Source organism: Micromonospora sp. CNZ303 (assembly GCF_004345505.1).
The window spans coordinates 193,210-209,738 of record NZ_SLVT01000005.1; the positions used below are offsets into that span (position 1 = coordinate 193,210).

Consider the following 16,529-nt stretch of genomic DNA (forward strand, 5'->3'; position numbering starts at 1 on the left):
TGGGGTCCCGCTGCGTCGGCCGAATGACGGTAACCCGATCGATGTCGATATACGGACAACGTTGCGGAGAGGTTCCTGTCACGCTCTGGATCATCGCCCGCCGGCGCTGTCGACAGACAGCGCCGGCGGGCGTGCGGTCCCGTCGCGAACAGGAGTCCCATCCATGCTGAGATCAAGAAGACGAGCGCGGGTACTCGCCGCCGTTCTGGTGAATGCGGTACTGGCCGTCGCCGCCGCCCATCCCGGGGTGGCGCGGCCCGCGCTCGCGTCGACCACGGCGGGTCCGGTGTCAACCGCTTCGGCGTGGCACGTCGAGGACCTCGGCGCTCCGGTTCCGAACCTGGGATATGCCAGGGTGGTCGGGGCGGTGAGCCTCCAGGACGGCCCGGCGAGCGACCCCCGACCGTACATGTTCAACGTGATCAATGATGCGCTGTGGGTGGTGTCGCCGGTCGCGGGCAGTTGGAGATGGACCGCGCGCGGCGCACCCCCGGTGAGCCGGATCAGGGGCTCGGTTGGTGTCATCAAGTTCCTGGACCAGGCCACGTCCATCGAGCGTGCCTACGTCTTCGTCTACACCGACGATGGTCACCTGTGGGGTAACTGGTGGGACGGCAGCCGCTGGGCCTGGACCGACATCGGCACGCCCGGCGGCACCACGGTCAGCGCACCGGTCGGTGCGGTGGCAGTACAGACTGCTCCCGGCAGTCAGGCGGTCCCGTACATCTACGTGATCGGCGCCGACGGGCATCTCTGGTGGAGCCGGAAGAACAACACCGGACAATGGACCTGGACGGATCAGGGTGTCCCGGCGGGGGTGACCCTGCACCGCTTCGCCGACCCGGTCGGTGCGGTCAACCTGCGGCTGTCGCCCACCCAGCCCGACCTGCCCCAGGTGTTCGTGCTGGACGTGCAGGGCAACCTCTGGCGCCACGGCTTCGACGGCCTGACCTGGCGCTGGTATGGCCACGGTTCACCGCAGCCCAGCTACAACGCCCACGGTGTGGGTCTGGTCGCCGTGCAGAACGGCCCCAACGCCGCATCCCGACCCGAAGCATTCATCGGCGTCAACGGCCAGGTGCTGGAGCTCACCTGGTACAACGACGCATGGACGTGGTCCACCCATTCCAGCTCGGGCACCACCTATGTCCGGCACGCCGGCACAATCGCCGTGCAGGACGGCTGGGACACCCAGCAGCGACCCTACGTCTTCTCCTGCGACCTGGAGGGCGGCCCGCTGCGCACCAACTGGTGGACCGGGGCGCAATGGGTGTGGTCGGTGCTGGCCGGCACCGACGCCGCCGGACTCGACCCCAGCTGCGGGGATGCCGTCGCCCTGCCGAACAGATTCACCGGCACCCGGTACCCCTACGTCTTCTACTGGTCCCGGCAACAGCCGATGCGACTCATGCTCACCTGGTGGGGCTGACCGGCACCCGTCGTCAGGCCAGCGCCGCGCCCACGGCCTAGGCTACGTCCTGACGCGGGACCACCTGCGGATCACGCCACCTCGGCGTCGTGGGGAAGCGCCGCCGACCTTCCGGACGGCAGCCGGGCGTCGGGGGTCGCCTGCCCCGCCCCGCCGCCCTGATCGCCCTCCACCGTGGCCGTCGTCATTCGGTGGCCCGGAAAGCACGCTCGCCGGCCACCGGGAAGGACCGCACCGCGCGGACCGGAACGGTGCTGGCAAGCGCGGCCGCGTGACCGGCCGGAGCAGGCAGGTCGTGCAGGTGGACAGGGATGCGCGGCCAGCCGGGAACGCTGCCCACGGTGACCGTCGGCCCGCTCACGTCCAGCTGGCCGGGCGGTGCCCGCAGCCCGAATCCCGTCAACTTCATCGCCGCTTCCTTGCGCGTCCAGGCGGTCAGGAACCAGCCGGGCCGATCGGCGGGGGGCACCCGGGCGAACAGCGCCCGTTCATTGGCGGTCAGCGCGACCGCGGCGAGACCGTCGGTGTCCCGGTCCGTGCTCGACCGCTCGACGTCCACCCCGATCAGGCCCACTCCGGCCACCGCCAGCAGCACCCAGTCCTCGGTGTGCGAGACGGAGTAGTCGACCTGGGGATCAGCGAACCTGGGCCGGCCGTGCGTCCCCGCGCAGTACTGGCAGTCGCGGTCGATGCGCACCTGGGCCGGCGGTACGCCGAGATAGCGGGAGCCCAACCGGCGCTGGGCCGCGCGGGAGGTCACGAAGACGTCCCGCGCCGGCGAGCCGAGCAGGCCCTCGGCCCGGAGGCGCTCGGCCGGGTCGAGCAGGTCGACGCGACCGCCACCCGGCCGGACCGGCACCCACCAGGTGTGCGGCTGTCCGGCCGCGGGCACGTTCGGCGGGCCCGGGACGGTAGCGGGCGGCGGGCCGTCCGGCGCGGCGGGCAGCACGGCGGTCGCCGGCGGTGCTCCCAGGTCTCCAACCGTCACTGGGTCACCCGACCGACCTGGAGCGGGTCGACAGCGCGGCCAGCGGTCGCGCTGTCGGCCGGGCCGGCGCCGGCTGCCCGAGGCCGGCCAGCAGATGCGCGACGGCGGCGGCGAGCTGGGGGTCGGCCCCGGCCAGCACGCCCTGCGGCGGGTCCGGCACGACGACGTCCGGCTCGACGCCGTGGTTCTCCAGGCCGGCACCGATGCCGTCGAAGACGTAACAGAACTCCGGTTGCGTGGTGACCGTGCCGTCGACCAACTCGTGGCGTGGCCAGGTGGCGATGGTGCCGCCCCAGGTCCGGTTCCCGATCAGCGGCCCCAGGCCGAGCTGCCGGAACATGTGGCTGAAGATCTCCCCGTCCGATCCGGTGTGCTCGTTGATGAGCACCGCCATCGGGCCGCGCGGCGACTCGACCGGGTACGGGGTGGCGCCGCTCCAGCGCCCGTGTTCGGCGCCACCACGGCGCCGGGCGAGCCGGTCGAGCAGCAACGGCGAGACCTGTCCGCCGCCGTTGAAGCGCACGTCCACCACCAGCCCGTCCCGGTCGAGCTCGGAGAGGAAGCCCCGGATGAAGTCGGCGTAGCCGGTCCGGAACATGTCCGGCACGTGCAGGTAGCCGAGCCGGCCCCGCGAGGTGGATGCGACCAGGGCGCGGTTGCCCTCCACCCAGTCGCGGTAGCGGGCCCGGCCCTCGGCCCGGATCGCCCGCACGCACACCCGGCGCGGGGCGGCGCCGTCGCGCAGCACCGTCAGCTCGACCTCTCGGTCGGCCTGGCCGACCAGCAGTTCCCCCGGCCCGGCCGGGCCGACGGGTTGCCCGTCGATGGCCGCCACCGCGTCACCCGGGCGCAGGTCGACACCGGGCCGGTTGCACGGCGAGGTGGCATCGGGGTTCCACGGGTCACCGCGCAGGATGCGCTCGATGCGCCACTGTGCCGGCGGATCGCCGACCCCGCTGGTGGTGGCGCTCCAGTCCACTCCGAGAAACCCCTGCGCCTGCTCGACAGGCCGGCGGTAGTCACCACCGTGTTCGTAGGCGTGCGAGGTGGCCAGCTCGCCCTGCAGTTCCCAGAGCAGGTCGGAGAGCTCCGAGCGGCACCCGACCAGATCCACCAGGGGCAGGTAGCGCTGGTACAGCCCGTCCCAGTCCAGCCCGGACATCTCGGCGTGCCAGAAGCTCTCCCGCTGCAGCCGCCAGGTCTCGCGATACATCTGCCGCCACTCCGCGGCCGGCCGGATCGACACCCGCAGCCGGGTCAGGTCGATCCAGCCGTTCTTCCGGGTCGGCGGGGCGCACCGGGCGTACGGGTCGTCGTCGGCGTCCTCCGCCTCCTCGGCGGCGAGCACCCGCAGCCGGTCACGCACCTGGCAGAGCAGTGTGCCGCCGTCCGGGCTGGCGCTGATGTCGTCGACCCCGAGCAACTGCTCCTCGGTGACCTCCGCGGTCTGCAGGTCGACCACGGTGACCATGCCGACCGGGGCAGCGTCCGGCTTGACCGGGTCCGGCGCGGTGACCGGCACGGTGTGCAGGAGCACCCGGTCGGGCAGTCCGACGATGCTGGCGTACCGCCCCTCCGGCACCGGGAAACCGACGATCCGGCGATCGATGTCGGTGAGGTCTATTTCGACGAACGGCGGTCCGGCTCCGGCCTCGGTGCCCCGCCGCGCACCGTCGACGGGCCGCGGCACGAACGGCGACGCCTCGGTGGCCCGCAAGGTCACCAGGTACGGCCGGTTGCCGAAGGGGAAGCCGACGTCGAAGCGCACCTGGTCGTGCTCCGGGGTGAGGTCGCGCTGGCCAAGGAAGTAGAGGTAGCGCCCGGCCGGGTCGAACGCCGGCCGGCTGTCGCGCAGCACCGGTCGGGTGACCTGGAACGAGCGCCGCAGCGCCACCTCCGCCAGCTTGATCGCCGAGGTGCGCGGCGTGTCCGGAAACGTGTAGGCGAGCCACCGGCCATCCGGAGACCAGGCCAGGTCCTCGATCCGCTCGAACGCACTGCTGTCCAGCAACCGCGGTGTCGGCAGCACGCTGTCGGTGTCCAGCAGCCACAGCTGCTGGCGGTTGGTGGCGAAGGCCACCTGGCCGGACGCCGACGAGGCGACCAGCTCGGTGACGCAGCCGATGTCGGTGAGCGGGATCTCCACCGAGGCGGTCCCGCCCTCGGCCGGGAGGAGCACCAACCGCTCGTCCGGTCGGTCGTCGGCGGCGACCGCGACCAGCCGGCGGCCGTCGGCCAACCAGCTCAGCAACCGGTGCCGCGTCCCCTCGGCGGTGCCGTGTCGGCGCACCGGGCCGGACCAGTGCGCCATGGTGAACGCCTTGCCCCGCGCGACGAGGGCCAGGTTGGTGCCGTCCGGGCTGAGGCGGGCGCTGTCGAGGAACTCGGCGGCCGAGACGGTCCGCCGGGCCTGCTGGCGGCGCGAGCTCACAAGTGAGACGTCGAGCCGCCGGGGCGCGTCACCAGGGGTGTCCAACGCGTACAGCCGGGCACCGGCGTGGTAGACGAGCCGCTGTCCGTCGGTGCTCAGACCACGGGCGTAGAAGTCGCGGTGTCCGGTGTGCCGGGTCAGCGCGCTGCCGTCCGGCCGGCACGAGTAGACGTTGCCGGTGCCCTCGTGGTCGCTGATCAGGAAGATCCGGTCACCGACCCAGCACGGGTTGGCCACGTTGCCGGGCAGCGCCAGCCGGGTGAAGGAGCCGCTGCCGTCGTGGTCGACCCAGAGTTCACCGGCGGCGCCCCCGGTGTACCGCTTGCGGCGGGCCGGGTCGGCGAGGTTGCGCCCGATCACCAGCGCGCCGCCGGGGCCGTACGAGAGGGTGCTGGCCCCGCCGTGGTCGAGCAGCCGGGTCGGCCCGCCGTCGACCCCGACGGCGAAGAGCCGGTAGCCGAAGCCGGTCGGCTGCTCGGCGGTGCTGGCGTAAATGATCTCGTCGTGGTGCGGGTGCCAGCCGACCACCACGCACCGGGCCGCCTGGAAGGTGAGCCGGCGGGCCGGGCCGCCGGCCAGCGGCAGCAGGTAGACCTCGCTCGGTCCGTCGTCCGAGCCGACGAACGCCACCAGCTTGCCGTCCGGGGACAACCGGGGGTGGGCGTACTCGGTGCCGCCGGCGGTCAGCCGGCTCGCCGGTCCACCCTCGGACGGCACCCGCCACAGGTCGTCCTCGGCGGTGAACACCACGGTGTCGCCGGCGACGGTGGGGAACCGCAGATAGCCTCCGGTCGCGCCATCGGTGTTCACCGGGCGCGCTGGGTCATCGCGCGGATCCGCTCGGCGACCGCGGCGCGGCGGTCCTCGACCTGGGACCGCTGCGCCTGCGCGTCCTGCTGGTTCTCCGACCAGTAGCAGGCGGTGCGCCACTGCCCCACCGTGTACGAGTCGTAGGCGCAGCGCACCCGGCGCTGCGCGGCCAGGTTCTCCGAGGACAGCAGCATGGTGTTGTGTTCGAGCACCTGGTTCACCACGACCCGCATGTTCAGCTCGGTACGCAGGAAGGTGTGCGCGGCGGCCACCGCCGCGGCGCCGAAGGCCCCCCGGAACCGGGGCAGGATCCCGAACGACAGCTCGCAGCACTGGCTGCGCCAGTCGATGGTGGTGATCCAGGCGAACCCCACCACCTGCTCGCGCGGGCCGCAGAGGGTGAAGTGCCGCTTGATGTCGTGTTCCTCGGTGATACCCACCCGCTGGCGGTGCTCCAGCGCGTCGTCACCGGTGACGACCGCGTAGTCGGTGAGGTTCGCCTGGAACCGCGACTCGCGCATCAGCGCGGTCCGGATGGGGATGTCGGCCTCGGTGAGATGCCTGACCGTCACGAACGGCACGTGTCCTCCCCACGGACGAAGTACACCGACACATCCTGGTAGGCGCCGGACTGGTAGCGGTGCTCGCGCAAGGTGCCGACCCGGGTGAACCCACAGTCGTGCAACGCCAGCACCGGGGGGCTGTCCGCCGGCACCAGGGCCACGAACGAGGTGCACCGCTGGAAGTTGCCGAGGAAGCCGAGAAAATCGCGTAGCGGCTCGGGATCGGGCGAGGTGCTCGCCACGTACGCCTGGCGTGGCTGTTCCTCGTTGGGCAGGTAGCCCAGCAGCGTGTCACCGGTCCGGAACACCTGCGCGCCCAGCCGGGTCAGTTCGCGGACCAGCAGGGCGTGGTTCTGCGTGACCGGGTCGACGCCGAGGAAACCCCGGGCCGCCCCGGGTACCGCCGCCAGCGCCGAGGCGGCGGCTGCGGTGTCGAGTCGCTGAATCTCAGTCATGGCGTACCGCTCCCCAGATCTGCCGGTCGACGGGACGGCCGGCGAACCACCGGCCGGCCGGAACCGTCGCCTCGCCGACGAACCCGGCGTCCTGCAACAGGTCCACCGGCGCAGCCGCCGCCGGGGTCACCCAGCCGTACAGCCGGTGCAGGTTGAGCACCCGGAAGCCGTGCGAGACGGCGGTCTTGAGCAGCGCCGGGGCCAGGTCCTCGGCGCCCGGCTGCACGCCGATCTCCAACCGGGCCCGGCGGTGCACCCAGTCCAGCTCGGCGAAGCGGACGAAGGCCGCTCCCGGCAGCACGCACAGCTCCACGGTGTTGTCCTTCGGCGCCTCGACCTCCGCAGGCACCACCATCGCCGGTGCCTGCTCCAGCGGCATGCCGAGCAGTTCGCCGGCGAGCCACGGCCCGGTCAGCAGCGGTAGGTCGGTACTGCGGTACCCGCGCAGTGTCATGATGTCGGCACCCAGATCTGCGAGAAGAAGACATACCCGTACCGGCGTCCCTCGTGCACGACCACGTCGGCGAGGGTGCCCTCCTCGGTCAGCCCGGCCGCCCGGGCCGCATCGAGTCCGGCCTGGTCGTACTCGCCCACCAGGACGGAGATCCGGACCACCTCGCGCCGCCAGCGCAGCGCCCGCACCGCCTCGTCGTACGCCTGGCACCACCAGCTCAGCGGGGCGCCGGAACGCAGCCGCAGGTGCAGTTGGTAGTGGCAGCCGTGCTCGGCGCCGACCGCTTCGGTGGCGAACAGGCCCACCGGCTCACCGTCGGCGAGCAGCACCTCGGTCTCGGTGCCGAGCAGATCGAGCAGTTCCCACTCACCGCGGGTGTCCGGTTGGGCCGTGCGGAAGTAGAAGTCCGGCTCGGTGAACATCGCCAGCACCTGGTCGCGGTCCGCCTCCGCGTAGGCCCGGACGGACCAGCGCGGTGGGCGTACCCCGTCCGGCGGCGTCGCGGTCAACGTCATGACGTCGGCCTCCGGGTGGCGATGCCGTGCGTGATGTGCAGGCGCAGGATGTTGCTGGTGCCGTCCATGAACTCGAAGGCGCGCACGTCGCGGCACCACTTCTCGAGCAGCGGGTGCAGCAGCAGGGAGCCCGGGCCGAGCGCGTTCGCCGCCCAGCCGGTGACGTGCACGGCCAGGTCGGTGGCGTGCAGCTTGGCGATCGACGGCGTCCGACGGTCGTCGGGCGAAAGGTCGACCTCGTTCGCGGCGTCGTAGAGCAGGGACCGCGCCGCCGCCAGCCGGGCGGTGATCAGCTCGTGCCCGGACCAGCCCGGGCGCTGTTCGCAGACGTAGTCGCGGGCGGCGAAGGCCACCCCGAGCGCCATCGCGGCGATCTGGATCCGCATCACGTTGAAGGTCCGGCTCGCGCCCCAGATCCCACGACGGGACGCCGGCAGATGGGCGCCGAGCAGCATCTCGCGCGGTACGTGCACCCCGTCGAAGGAAAGCTCGCTGATCCGCGCGCCGCGCAGCCCGGTCATCTCCAGCGCGTGGCCGGCGAAGCCGGGGGTCGGGCAGCTCAGGATGGCCGCCCTGATCGACAGCGGGGAGCGGCCGGTCCGGGCGAACACCACCCCGGTCGCACCCCGGGAGCCGTTGCCGACGTATCGCTTGGCGCCGAAGAGGCGGTAGTCACCGTCGGGATCCGCGTCGAGGCGGGTCTCCATCGCGGTCGCGTCGCTGCCGCGGGCGTCCTCGGTCATCGCGAAGAAGGTCCAGGTCCGGCCGTCGGCGATGGACTCGTAGAAGAACTCCTGCTGGGCCTCGCTGCCGAGCGCGTCCACGGCGATGCCGGCGAGCGCCGGGCCGGTGTTGGCGGTCAGCAGGCCGGCGTCACCGCAGGCCAGCTCGAGGCTGGCCACCGCGCGGGACAGGCAGCTGTCGGTGTACTCGCCCTGCCAGCCGGACGGGTCCTGGAAGCGTTTGGGGGTGCTGGCCGCCCGGACCATCGCCAGCGCCGGCGAGTCCAGGTGCCCGGTCATGTCCTCCGGGTCGACGTCGACCGACAGGGCCCGCGAGCGCAGGTCCGTCGCCGCGTCCCGGCACTGGTCCCGTAGGGCGCGCAGTGGCGGATCCAGCTCGATCATCAGACACCTTCCCGGGGGAGCCAGCAGTTCGCGGTCAGTTGGGCCACGTACGCGCCGCGGGTGGGGGTGCCGGCGACGTATCCGCTGGCGCCCAGCAGCTTGGCGGCCTCCCAGTCCAGGGTGGTCGCCCGGTCGTGCACGTCGAGCACCGCGGCCGGGACCGTGCCGGAGACCCGCAAGGACCGGCGGGCCGCCTCGACGGCGGTCTGCACGTCCGCCAGTACGCCCAGCACCAGCTGTTTGCGGATGGTGGGCTCCCCGCCGACCGTCCGGCCGGAGAGGTACTCCACGGCCCACTCCAGCAACCGTCGGGTGACGCCCAGCCGGACCGCGCCCAGGTGCGCGCAGAACTGGGTGAGCTGCCCGTCGGCGGGGCCGGGGTGGCCGTCGGTGGTGGCGAAGCTGATGCCCTCCTGACCGGCCATCCGATGCCCGACCGTCGAGGCGGGCGTGGTCGCCCAACCGGCGGGCAGGGCGGCGGTGGGAACGGCGGCGACCCGGCCCGGCGGCGTGATGCCCGGCGCCTCGGCGAGCGCCACGGCCAGCCCGGCGGCCAGCCCGGCGGAGTACGCCGTCTGCTCGCACTCGTCGATCATGTCCCGCATGCGGTCCTCCTGTGCCTGCCGCGAACGGCTAACGGGCGACGTCCACCTGTTGCAGGCGGGTCTGGATGTAGTCGGCGAAGGACCCGACCGACTGGAACACCTCCGGCTCCAGCGATTCGGGATCGACGTCGAGCTGGAGGGTGTCCTCAAGGCTCATTATCAGCTCAATGAAACGAATCGAGTCGATTTCCAGGTCCTCAAGGATCTGCGTCTCGGCGGAGAGCTCGGGCAGTTCCCGGTTGAGCACCACCGACAGCGAGATCCGCAGGTGCTCGATAATCTCCGAACGTTCCATTGACCCGATCCTTCCCTTGTGCGGATTGATGGTGCATGGCCGGCGAAGCCACCTTCAGGCAGCTCACCGACCATGCCACCGAACCCTCTGAGACTTAGAGGGAGTTCTTCGCAGCGGCCTTCGCGGCAGCCTTCGCAGCGGCCTTCGCGGCAGCCTTCGCAGCGGCCTTCGCAGCGGCCTTGGCAGCGGCCTTCGCAGCGGCCTTGGCAGCGATCTTCGCCATGGTAATCACTCCTTCTCCGGGTTTGCTGAACCAGTTTCCCGAGCCTGTTGGATCGGTACGCAGAGATTTGCCGACCGGGTCACCCGGTGTCAATAGTGCCGGGGAAAATGCCCGCCGCCACCCGATGGCAGCTCTTTGCCGTCAATTATTGTCACCGGCACTGACTAGCCGAAACGTTTCCGGCGGCCGATCATATGGGCGGACGAACGCGGGAAGAGGAGTCAGTTTCTGTGGAGAAGAGCGCGAATCTCTGCTGGGGCCAGCGCTACCACTGGCTCCGGTACCAGCACGTACCCGCCGGGAGCCGGCACGACGCACACATCGTCGCCAACTGCCCGCTGCCGGAGGGCATCTCGGTCGCCGATCTGCGCGCCGCGATCAACCACCTGGTCCGCCGGCACGAGGCGCTGCGTACCGTCATCCTCGCCGATCCGGCCGGTTGGCCGCAGCAGCGGGTCCAACCGCCCGCACCACTGCCGGTACGGCTGGTGTCGACCGAGTCGGACGGCACCCCGGCCCCGGCCGCGGTGGTCGCGGAGCTGACCGTCGCCGACTTCGACCTGGCCCGGGACTGGCCGATCCGGGCCTGCGTGGTCACCACCGGTGGCCGGCCCCGGCGCCTCGTGGTGGTGCTCAACCACATCGCCTTCGACGACTGGAGCCTGAACACCTTCCGTCGCGAGTTCGAGGCGATGCTCGCCGCGATCACCGCCCGCCGCCGGGCGGTGTTGCCGCCGGTGGCGCACCAGCCGGTGGACCTCGCCCGGCAGGAGTCGAACCGCGACGCCGCGGCGAACGCCGTCGAGCTGGCGCACTGGCGCCGGGAGATCGAGCGGCTGCCGGCGGACGTCTTCGCCTCCCGGCGGTCCGCCGCCCCCGGGCCGGGCACCGCGTTCAGCGCGTCGATCACCTCACCGGGGCTGCTGGCGGCGAGCCGGGAGATCGCGGCACGGCACGGCTGCTGGCCGTCGGCCGTCCACCTGGCCGGCTACGCGTTGCTCACCGCCGGCTACACCGGCGAGGCGTCGGTCCCGTTCAGCTGGCTCACCAGCCACCGCGCGGCCAGCCAGCACATGTCCGTGATGACGTGCATGTTCTCCCCTACGCTGGTCTCCGTGCAGCTGGCCGACGATCCGCCGTTCAGCGAGTTGCTGCGCCGCACGGCGGAGCGGGTGGAGCAGGCGCAGCGGCACGCCTACGTGCCGTACGACGAGATCGCCGAGCTGATCGCGGCCGAGAGCTTCCGGCGCGGCCAGCCGGTGCGGATCGCCTCGGAGGTGAACTTCCTCAGTTACGCCCCGCGCTCCTGCGGAGCCCGCCGGGACCGGTTCGCCTGGAACACCCCGCCGGCGGCCTGGGCGCAGGCCGGTTCGGACAGCTACCTCGGGATCTACGAGTGGCGCGACGGGGTGACGGTGGCCCTGCACGCCCAGTCGGCGGTGCTGCCCGCCGAGGCGGTGGAGCGGTTCCTGCGCGGTCATGTCCGGCTGATCGAGGCGCACCGCGACCCCTCGGTGGACCTGCGGGCCAGCGAGGCGGCCCAGGAGCTGGGATTCGCCCCGCCGGCCCACCGCGAACTGGTCCGGGTCGGGTCGGACGCGGTGTGCGTCGAGGCGACCCGGGCCGCGCTGCGCTCGCATCCCGCGGTGGTCGACGCGCGGGTGCGGGTGCGCGCGGGCGAGCTGGTCGCCCGGGTACGGACCCGGGCTCCGCTCACCCCGGCCGAACTGCGCACGCATGTCCTCGGCACGATGTACGACCGGCCGGCGGTGCGTTGCCCGGACCGGTGGGAGCTCGTCGACGCCGGGGACGTCGACACCGACGCGCACGCCGACCTCGATCGCCCGGCGACGACGGCCGGCGGCCGGTCGCCCGGGCCCGCCGAGGAACTGCTCACCGAGGTGGTCGCCCTGGTCAACGAGCTGGCCGCCGTGGACGGCTCGGACAGCTACACGGCCGCCGGCGGCCGGGCTCTGCGGGTGCCCCGCACCCTGTCCGCGCTACGCGAGCGGGGCTGGGCCGGGATCACGCCGGATCAGCTGGCCAGCGCCCGGCCGTTGCGGACGCTGGCAGCCCGGCTGACCCGGGTGGGCTGAGCCGGTCCCCGCGCCGGTGCGGCGGGCATCAGGTGCCGAGCGGGGACCCGGTGGCGAAGCGGGTGGCCACCTGCACGCCGGCCTGGAAGCGGCTGACCGAGCCGAGACTGCGCAGCAGCGCGGCGATGTGTCGGCGGCAGGTGCGCACCGACATCCCGAGCCGGCGGGCCACCGCCTCGTCGGTGAGGCCCTGGGCCATCAGCAGCGCGATCGAGCGTTGCAGGTCGTCGGCGACCTCGTCGGCGTAGCCGGCCTCGTCCGCGGCCAGCGGTGCCGCGCCCTCCCAGAGCTGGTCGAACATCTCGATGAGGTACCGCACCACGTTCTCGTCGCGGACCCGGTGCCCCGTGGGCAGCAGTCCGTCGGCGGACGTCCCGAACACCACCGCGAGCGAGCGGTCGAAGACCACCGAGGCCTGCGGGACCTGGCTGATGGTCCGGATCGCCGCGCCGCCGTCGATCAACCGCCGGGACTTGGCCCGGGAGGCGAAACCGGCCCGGCTGCGGTGCGGCGAGATGATCCGGACGGAGACGCCCCGGTCGAACACGCCGTGACAGGCTTCGAGGAGCCGGTCGAGCACCTCGTCGTCGTCGTGGCTCGGCCGCAGCACGACGAGTTCGTCGCGGCACACGTCAGCGGCCTGCTTGAGCAGGCCGCGCAGCTCCGCCACGCCTTCGAGCCGGTCGATCGAGCCGCCGGGCACCACGGCGGAGTCCCCTGCGCCGGCGATCGAGTCGATCCGCTCGCGCAGCTGGTCGGCCAGCTCCCGCTGCTGGTAGATCGCGCGTTCGATCGGTGAGACCAGCAGGGTGGCGGCATACTGCGGGTCGACCGGGACCAACCGGCCGCCGACCGCGCCGTCGGTACGTAACAGGCGCAGCTCGACGAGCTGCATGATCGTCGAGACCACTTCGTGTCCGGTCCAGCCGAGTTCCACCGCCACCCGGTCGAATCCGGACGGCACGATCGCGCCGTGTCGCACTATATAGTGATACACTTCGATGCACTGCGCGTTCACGCGATCCTGGGCGTCGATGCCGTCGTCCTCGACGAGGCGTCCGCCGAAGCGGGGCGTCCAACTGATCCGCGACAGAGCCTCTGTCGACATCCGCTGCCTCCCGGTCATGTTTCCCGAGTTCCGCTGGCGGTTCACCGCCGCGGGCTCCACGGTGACAGCAGCGGCAATCACGCCAACCTCACTCGCGCACCGCGCCACCCGGCCGTGCGGCACCGTCGCTCTCATCCCGCTATCACCGGCACCACCGGGGCGACCGGACGACCCACGACGACAGCCGGACCAAGAGCCGGACGATGGCAGGTTGAGAGAGCGCCGTGATGAGGTTCCTCCGTCGGCGGGCCGGGCCCGCCATCCGGTCCAGGCAGGTGGCCGGCCGACGCGTCGCGACGACGCTTAGCGATCGAGAGGGACCACGGTGACGAACGCGGACATGCCTCGCTCATTCCAGGAGACGCTGCTCCCCCACCTTCCGTACGCCGAGGGCGGCGAGCTGGCCCCGACCGACGACCTCACGGCCCTCGGCCTCGACTCGATGGGCGTGGTGCAGCTGCTGGCCGACCTGGAGGACCGGTACGGCCTGGAGATGCCCGACGAGCGGCTGACCGAGGAGACGTTCGCGACGGTCGGGTCGCTGTGGACGACGGTCGCCGAGTTCGTCACCGTCGAGACGGTCACCGGTGAGTGAGCTGGTCACCGCCGCTCCCGGCACTCCACTGGTCCGCGTCGACCAGCTGACCCGGTACGGCGCGGCGGACCGGCCCGCAGTCACCTTCAGGTCGGAGACGATCGACTACCGCGAGCTGACCGACCGGGTCACCCGGGTCGCCCGCGGACTGCACGAGCTGGGAGTACGCCGCGGTGACCGGATCGCCGTGTACGCCGAGAAGCGGATCGAGACCGTCGTCGCGATGCTGGCGATCTCGGCGGCCGGCGCGGTGTTCGTCCCGGTCAACCCGCTGTTCAAGGCACGGCACCTGGCGCACGTCACGGCCGATTGCACGGCCCGCATGGTGATCACGACGGCCGAGCGGTTCGAGACCGTACGCGCCGCGCTGAGCGAGAGCACCTCGGTCACCGACATCGTGCTCGTCGGCGCCGACGCCGTCACCGGGCCCGCCGGGCGCTGGCGGATCACCGACTGGCAACGGCTGGCGGCGACCGCCGCCGACCGGGTACCGGACGGCGCGGTGGTGATCGACACCGACATCGCGGCCATCTTCTACACCTCGGGCAGCACCGGCGGCCCGAAGGGGGTGGTGCTGTCGCACCGTAACGTGCTGGCCGGCGCGGCGAGCGTCGCCGGCTACCTCGGGCACACCGCCGACGACACGGTGCTGGCGGTACTGCCGCTCAGCTTCGACGCCGGCTTCAGCCAGCTGACCACCTCGTTCATCGTCGGCGCGCACGTGGTGCTGACCAACTACCTGGTACCGCGGGACGTGGTGCGGCTCTGCGCCCGGCACCGGGTGACCGCGCTGACCTGCGTACCTCCGCTGTGGATGCAGCTGGCGGCGCTGGACTGGCCGGCGGAGGCCGGTGCCGGGCTGCGCTACTTCGCCAACACCGGTGGCCGGATGCCGCTGGCCACCCTGACCCGGCTGCGCGCGCTGCTGCCGAACGCGCGGCCCTACCTGATGTACGGGCTGACCGAGGCCTTCCGCTCCACCTACCTCGACCCCGACGAGGTGGACCGTCGACCGGACTCGATCGGCAAGGCGATCGGCAACGCCGAGATCCTGGTGGTGCGGCCGGACGGCACGAACTGCGCGCCCGGCGAGCACGGCGAGCTGGTGCACCGGGGCGCCCTGGTGGCCCGGGGCTACTGGAACGACCCGGCACGCACCGCGCTGCGGTTTCGGCCGACCCCCGGCGCCGACCCGGCGATCCAGCCGGAGATGGCGGTCTGGTCCGGTGACACCGTCTACCGCGACGCCGAGGGCTTCCTGTACTTCGTCGGGCGTACCGACGACATGATCAAGACCTCCGGCTACCGGGTCAGCCCCACCGAGATCGAAGAGGCCGCCTACGCGACCGGGCTGGTGAGCGAGGCGGTGGCGCTGGGCGTCGGCGACGAACGGCTCGGGCACGAGGTGGTGCTGGTCGTCGGCGGCGACTGCGACACCGAGGTGCTACGCAAGTCGCTGGCGCACGACCTGCCGACGTACATGTTGCCGCAGCGGACCGTCGTACTGCCGCAGCTGCCCCGCTCGGTCAACGGGAAGTTCGACCGGGTCGAGCTGCGCCGCCTGGTGGAGGCCGGCTCGTGAGCGCGCCGGTCGGGTTCACCGCCACCGGCGGCCAGCTCACCGTGGGCACGGTACCGGTGGAGCGGCTGGCCGCCCGGGTCGGCGGCACGCCGTTCTTCGCCTACGACCGCCGCCTGGTCTCCGAGCGGGTCGCGGCGGTCCGCGCCGCGCTGCCGCCGGGCATCCGGTTGAGCTACGCGGTCAAGGCCAACCCGATGCCCGCGCTGCTGCACCACCTGAGCGGCCTGGTCGACGGCTTCGACGTGGCCTCCGCCGGCGAGCTGCGGCACGCGCTGGACACGCCGATGCCGGCCGAGCAGGTCAGCTTCGCCGGGCCGGGCAAGACGACCGACGAACTCACCCGGGCGGTCGCCGCCGGTGTCCTGATCGAGCTGGAGTCGGCGGGCGAACTCGCCCGGCTCCGCGAGGTCGGCAAGACCCTCGGCATCCAGGCCCGGGTGGCGCTGCGGGTGAACCCCGACTTCGCGGTACGCGCCTCCGGCATGCGCCTCGGCGGCGGTCCGCAGCAGTTCGGCGTCGACGTCGAGTCCGTCCCCGACCTGCTGCCCGAGCTGGCCGTCGACGAGATCGACTTCCACGGCTTCCACGTCTTCGCCGGCTCGCAGAACCTGCACGCCGAGAACATCTGCGAGGCGCAGCGTCGCACCGTCGACATGATCCTCACGTTGGCCGAGCTGACCCCGGCACCGGTCCGCTACCTGAACCTCGGCGGCGGCTTCGGTATCCCGTACTCGGCCAGGGACCAGCCGCTGGAGCTGGCCCCGATCGGCGAGAACCTGGCCGACCTGCTCGACACCCGGATCCGCCCGAACCTGCCGCACGCCCGGGTGGCCGTGGAGCTGGGCCGCTACCTGGTCGGTGAGGCCGGTGTCTACCTCACCAGGGTCGTCGACCGGAAGACCTCCCGCGGCAAGACCTTCCTGGTGGTCGACGGCGGGCTGCACCACCAGCTCGCCGCGTCCGGCAACTTCGGCCAGGTGATCCGGCGCAACTATCCGCTCGCGGTGGCCAACCGGTTCGACGCCGCGCCGGAGGAGACGGTCACCGTGGTCGGCTGCCTCTGCACCCCGCTGGACCTGCTCGGCAACGACGTGTCCCTGCCCCGGGCGGAGCCCGGCGACCTGATCGCGATCTTCCAGGCCGGCGCGTACGGCCTGACCGCGAGCCCGACCGCGTTCCTCGGCCATCCACCGCCGACCGAGGTCCTGCTCTGAACGCGCGCCCGCACGCCGCCGCAGCCCGACACTCCGAAC

The 16,529-nt window shown here is 72.3% G+C and carries 16 protein-coding genes; 5 read left to right on the forward strand and 11 right to left on the reverse strand.

Annotated features, from left to right (window positions below; all coding sequences use genetic code 11):
* The first annotated feature begins 286 nt into the window (after nt 1-286).
* Nucleotides 287-1,429, forward strand: coding sequence for a hypothetical protein (locus tag EV374_RS11160; RefSeq protein ID WP_132234282.1), 1,143 nt, complete (start codon nt 287-289; stop codon nt 1,427-1,429).
* Between the two features lie 184 nt (nt 1,430-1,613).
* Here the strand turns inward: EV374_RS11160 and EV374_RS11165 are convergent, their stop codons facing one another.
* The 10 genes from EV374_RS11165 to EV374_RS33340 all read right to left on the reverse strand — a co-directional run bounded on the left by EV374_RS11165 (nt 1,614) and on the right by EV374_RS33340 (nt 9,895).
* Nucleotides 1,614-2,417 carry a 4'-phosphopantetheinyl transferase superfamily protein gene (locus EV374_RS11165; protein WP_165947756.1) on the reverse strand — a complete coding sequence of 268 codons (804 nt, stop codon included), beginning with the start codon at nt 2,415-2,417 and terminating at the stop codon, nt 1,614-1,616.
* 4 nt (nt 2,418-2,421) lie between these two features.
* Nucleotides 2,422-5,658, reverse strand: a complete 3,237-nt coding sequence (locus EV374_RS11170; RefSeq protein WP_132234286.1) for a S41 family peptidase — start codon at nt 5,656-5,658, stop codon at nt 2,422-2,424.
* The gene (locus tag EV374_RS11175) at nt 5,655-6,239 is read right to left on the reverse strand and encodes a GNAT family N-acetyltransferase (RefSeq protein ID WP_132234288.1); all 585 of its coding nucleotides are present in this window, start codon (nt 6,237-6,239) and stop codon (nt 5,655-5,657) included. The genes EV374_RS11170 and EV374_RS11175 overlap by 4 nt, the downstream gene beginning before the upstream one ends.
* Nucleotides 6,227-6,676, reverse strand: coding sequence for a hypothetical protein (locus EV374_RS11180; protein ID WP_132234290.1), 450 nt, complete (start codon nt 6,674-6,676; stop codon nt 6,227-6,229). Before EV374_RS11180 ends, EV374_RS11175 begins: the two co-directional genes overlap by 13 nt.
* Nucleotides 6,669-7,130 (reverse strand): GNAT family protein, encoded by a 462-nt coding sequence (locus tag EV374_RS11185; protein ID WP_132234292.1) that lies wholly within the window; start codon nt 7,128-7,130, stop codon nt 6,669-6,671. The genes EV374_RS11180 and EV374_RS11185 overlap by 8 nt, the downstream gene beginning before the upstream one ends.
* Nucleotides 7,127-7,645 carry a hypothetical protein gene (locus tag EV374_RS11190; RefSeq protein WP_132234294.1) on the reverse strand — a complete coding sequence of 173 codons (519 nt, stop codon included), beginning with the start codon at nt 7,643-7,645 and terminating at the stop codon, nt 7,127-7,129. The genes EV374_RS11185 and EV374_RS11190 overlap by 4 nt, the downstream gene beginning before the upstream one ends.
* Nucleotides 7,642-8,772, reverse strand: a complete 1,131-nt coding sequence (locus EV374_RS11195) for an acyl-CoA dehydrogenase family protein (protein WP_132234305.1) — start codon at nt 8,770-8,772, stop codon at nt 7,642-7,644. The genes EV374_RS11190 and EV374_RS11195 overlap by 4 nt, the downstream gene beginning before the upstream one ends.
* Nucleotides 8,772-9,377 carry an acyl-CoA dehydrogenase family protein gene (locus tag EV374_RS11200; protein ID WP_132234307.1) on the reverse strand — a complete coding sequence of 202 codons (606 nt, stop codon included), beginning with the start codon at nt 9,375-9,377 and terminating at the stop codon, nt 8,772-8,774. Before EV374_RS11200 ends, EV374_RS11195 begins: the two co-directional genes overlap by 1 nt.
* A gap of 28 nt (nt 9,378-9,405) precedes the next feature.
* A complete protein-coding gene (locus EV374_RS11205) occupies nt 9,406-9,672 on the reverse strand; it encodes an acyl carrier protein (protein ID WP_132234309.1) in 267 nt (88 codons plus the stop codon).
* A 94-nt stretch (nt 9,673-9,766) separates the two neighbouring features.
* Nucleotides 9,767-9,895, reverse strand: a complete 129-nt coding sequence (locus tag EV374_RS33340) for a hypothetical protein (protein ID WP_486485698.1) — start codon at nt 9,893-9,895, stop codon at nt 9,767-9,769.
* Between the two features lie 230 nt (nt 9,896-10,125).
* Here EV374_RS33340 and EV374_RS11215 point away from each other — a divergent pair, with 230 nt between their 5' ends.
* Complete coding sequence (locus tag EV374_RS11215) at nt 10,126-11,991, forward strand: condensation domain-containing protein (protein WP_165947757.1); 1,866 nt, start codon at nt 10,126-10,128, stop codon at nt 11,989-11,991.
* Between the two features lie 28 nt (nt 11,992-12,019).
* Here the strand turns inward: EV374_RS11215 and EV374_RS11220 are convergent, their stop codons facing one another.
* Entirely contained in the window at nt 12,020-13,099 is a 1,080-nt protein-coding gene (locus tag EV374_RS11220; protein WP_132234313.1) for a LuxR family transcriptional regulator, read from the reverse strand.
* A gap of 340 nt (nt 13,100-13,439) precedes the next feature.
* On the opposite strand from EV374_RS11220, the gene EV374_RS11225 reads away from it, so the two are divergent.
* Genes EV374_RS11225 through EV374_RS11235 form a run of 3 tightly spaced genes read left to right on the forward strand, consistent with a single transcriptional unit; the run spans nt 13,440 to nt 16,490 of the window.
* On the forward strand, nt 13,440-13,694 hold the full coding sequence (locus EV374_RS11225; RefSeq protein WP_132234315.1) for a phosphopantetheine-binding protein: 255 nt from the start codon (nt 13,440-13,442) through the stop codon (nt 13,692-13,694).
* The gene (locus EV374_RS11230; RefSeq protein ID WP_207914052.1) at nt 13,687-15,276 is read left to right on the forward strand and encodes an acyl-CoA ligase (AMP-forming), exosortase A system-associated; all 1,590 of its coding nucleotides are present in this window, start codon (nt 13,687-13,689) and stop codon (nt 15,274-15,276) included. The genes EV374_RS11225 and EV374_RS11230 overlap by 8 nt, the downstream gene beginning before the upstream one ends.
* On the forward strand, nt 15,273-16,490 hold the full coding sequence (locus EV374_RS11235) for a pyridoxal-dependent decarboxylase, exosortase A system-associated (RefSeq protein WP_132234317.1): 1,218 nt from the start codon (nt 15,273-15,275) through the stop codon (nt 16,488-16,490). The genes EV374_RS11230 and EV374_RS11235 overlap by 4 nt, the downstream gene beginning before the upstream one ends.
* The last annotated feature ends 39 nt before the right edge of the window (nt 16,491-16,529 follow it).

Bases quoted from the DNA above. Each gene is read 5' to 3' on its own strand.
- EV374_RS11185 (WP_132234292.1), bottom strand. From the start codon at position 7,130: ATGACACTGCGCGGGTACCGCAGTACCGACCTACCGCTGCTGACCGGG.
- EV374_RS11225 (WP_132234315.1), top strand. From the start codon at position 13,440: ATGCCTCGCTCATTCCAGGAGACGCTGCTCCCCCACCTTCCGTACGCC.
- EV374_RS11205 (WP_132234309.1), bottom strand. From the start codon at position 9,672: ATGGAACGTTCGGAGATTATCGAGCACCTGCGGATCTCGCTGTCGGTG.
- EV374_RS11195 (WP_132234305.1), bottom strand. From the start codon at position 8,772: ATGATCGAGCTGGATCCGCCACTGCGCGCCCTACGGGACCAGTGCCGG.
- EV374_RS11180 (WP_132234290.1), bottom strand. From the start codon at position 6,676: ATGACTGAGATTCAGCGACTCGACACCGCAGCCGCCGCCTCGGCGCTG.
- EV374_RS11190 (WP_132234294.1), bottom strand. From the start codon at position 7,645: ATGACGTTGACCGCGACGCCGCCGGACGGGGTACGCCCACCGCGCTGG.
- EV374_RS11220 (WP_132234313.1), bottom strand. From the start codon at position 13,099: ATGTCGACAGAGGCTCTGTCGCGGATCAGTTGGACGCCCCGCTTCGGC.
- EV374_RS33340 (WP_486485698.1), bottom strand. From the start codon at position 9,895: ATGGCGAAGATCGCTGCCAAGGCCGCTGCGAAGGCCGCTGCCAAGGCC.
- EV374_RS11200 (WP_132234307.1), bottom strand. From the start codon at position 9,377: ATGCGGGACATGATCGACGAGTGCGAGCAGACGGCGTACTCCGCCGGG.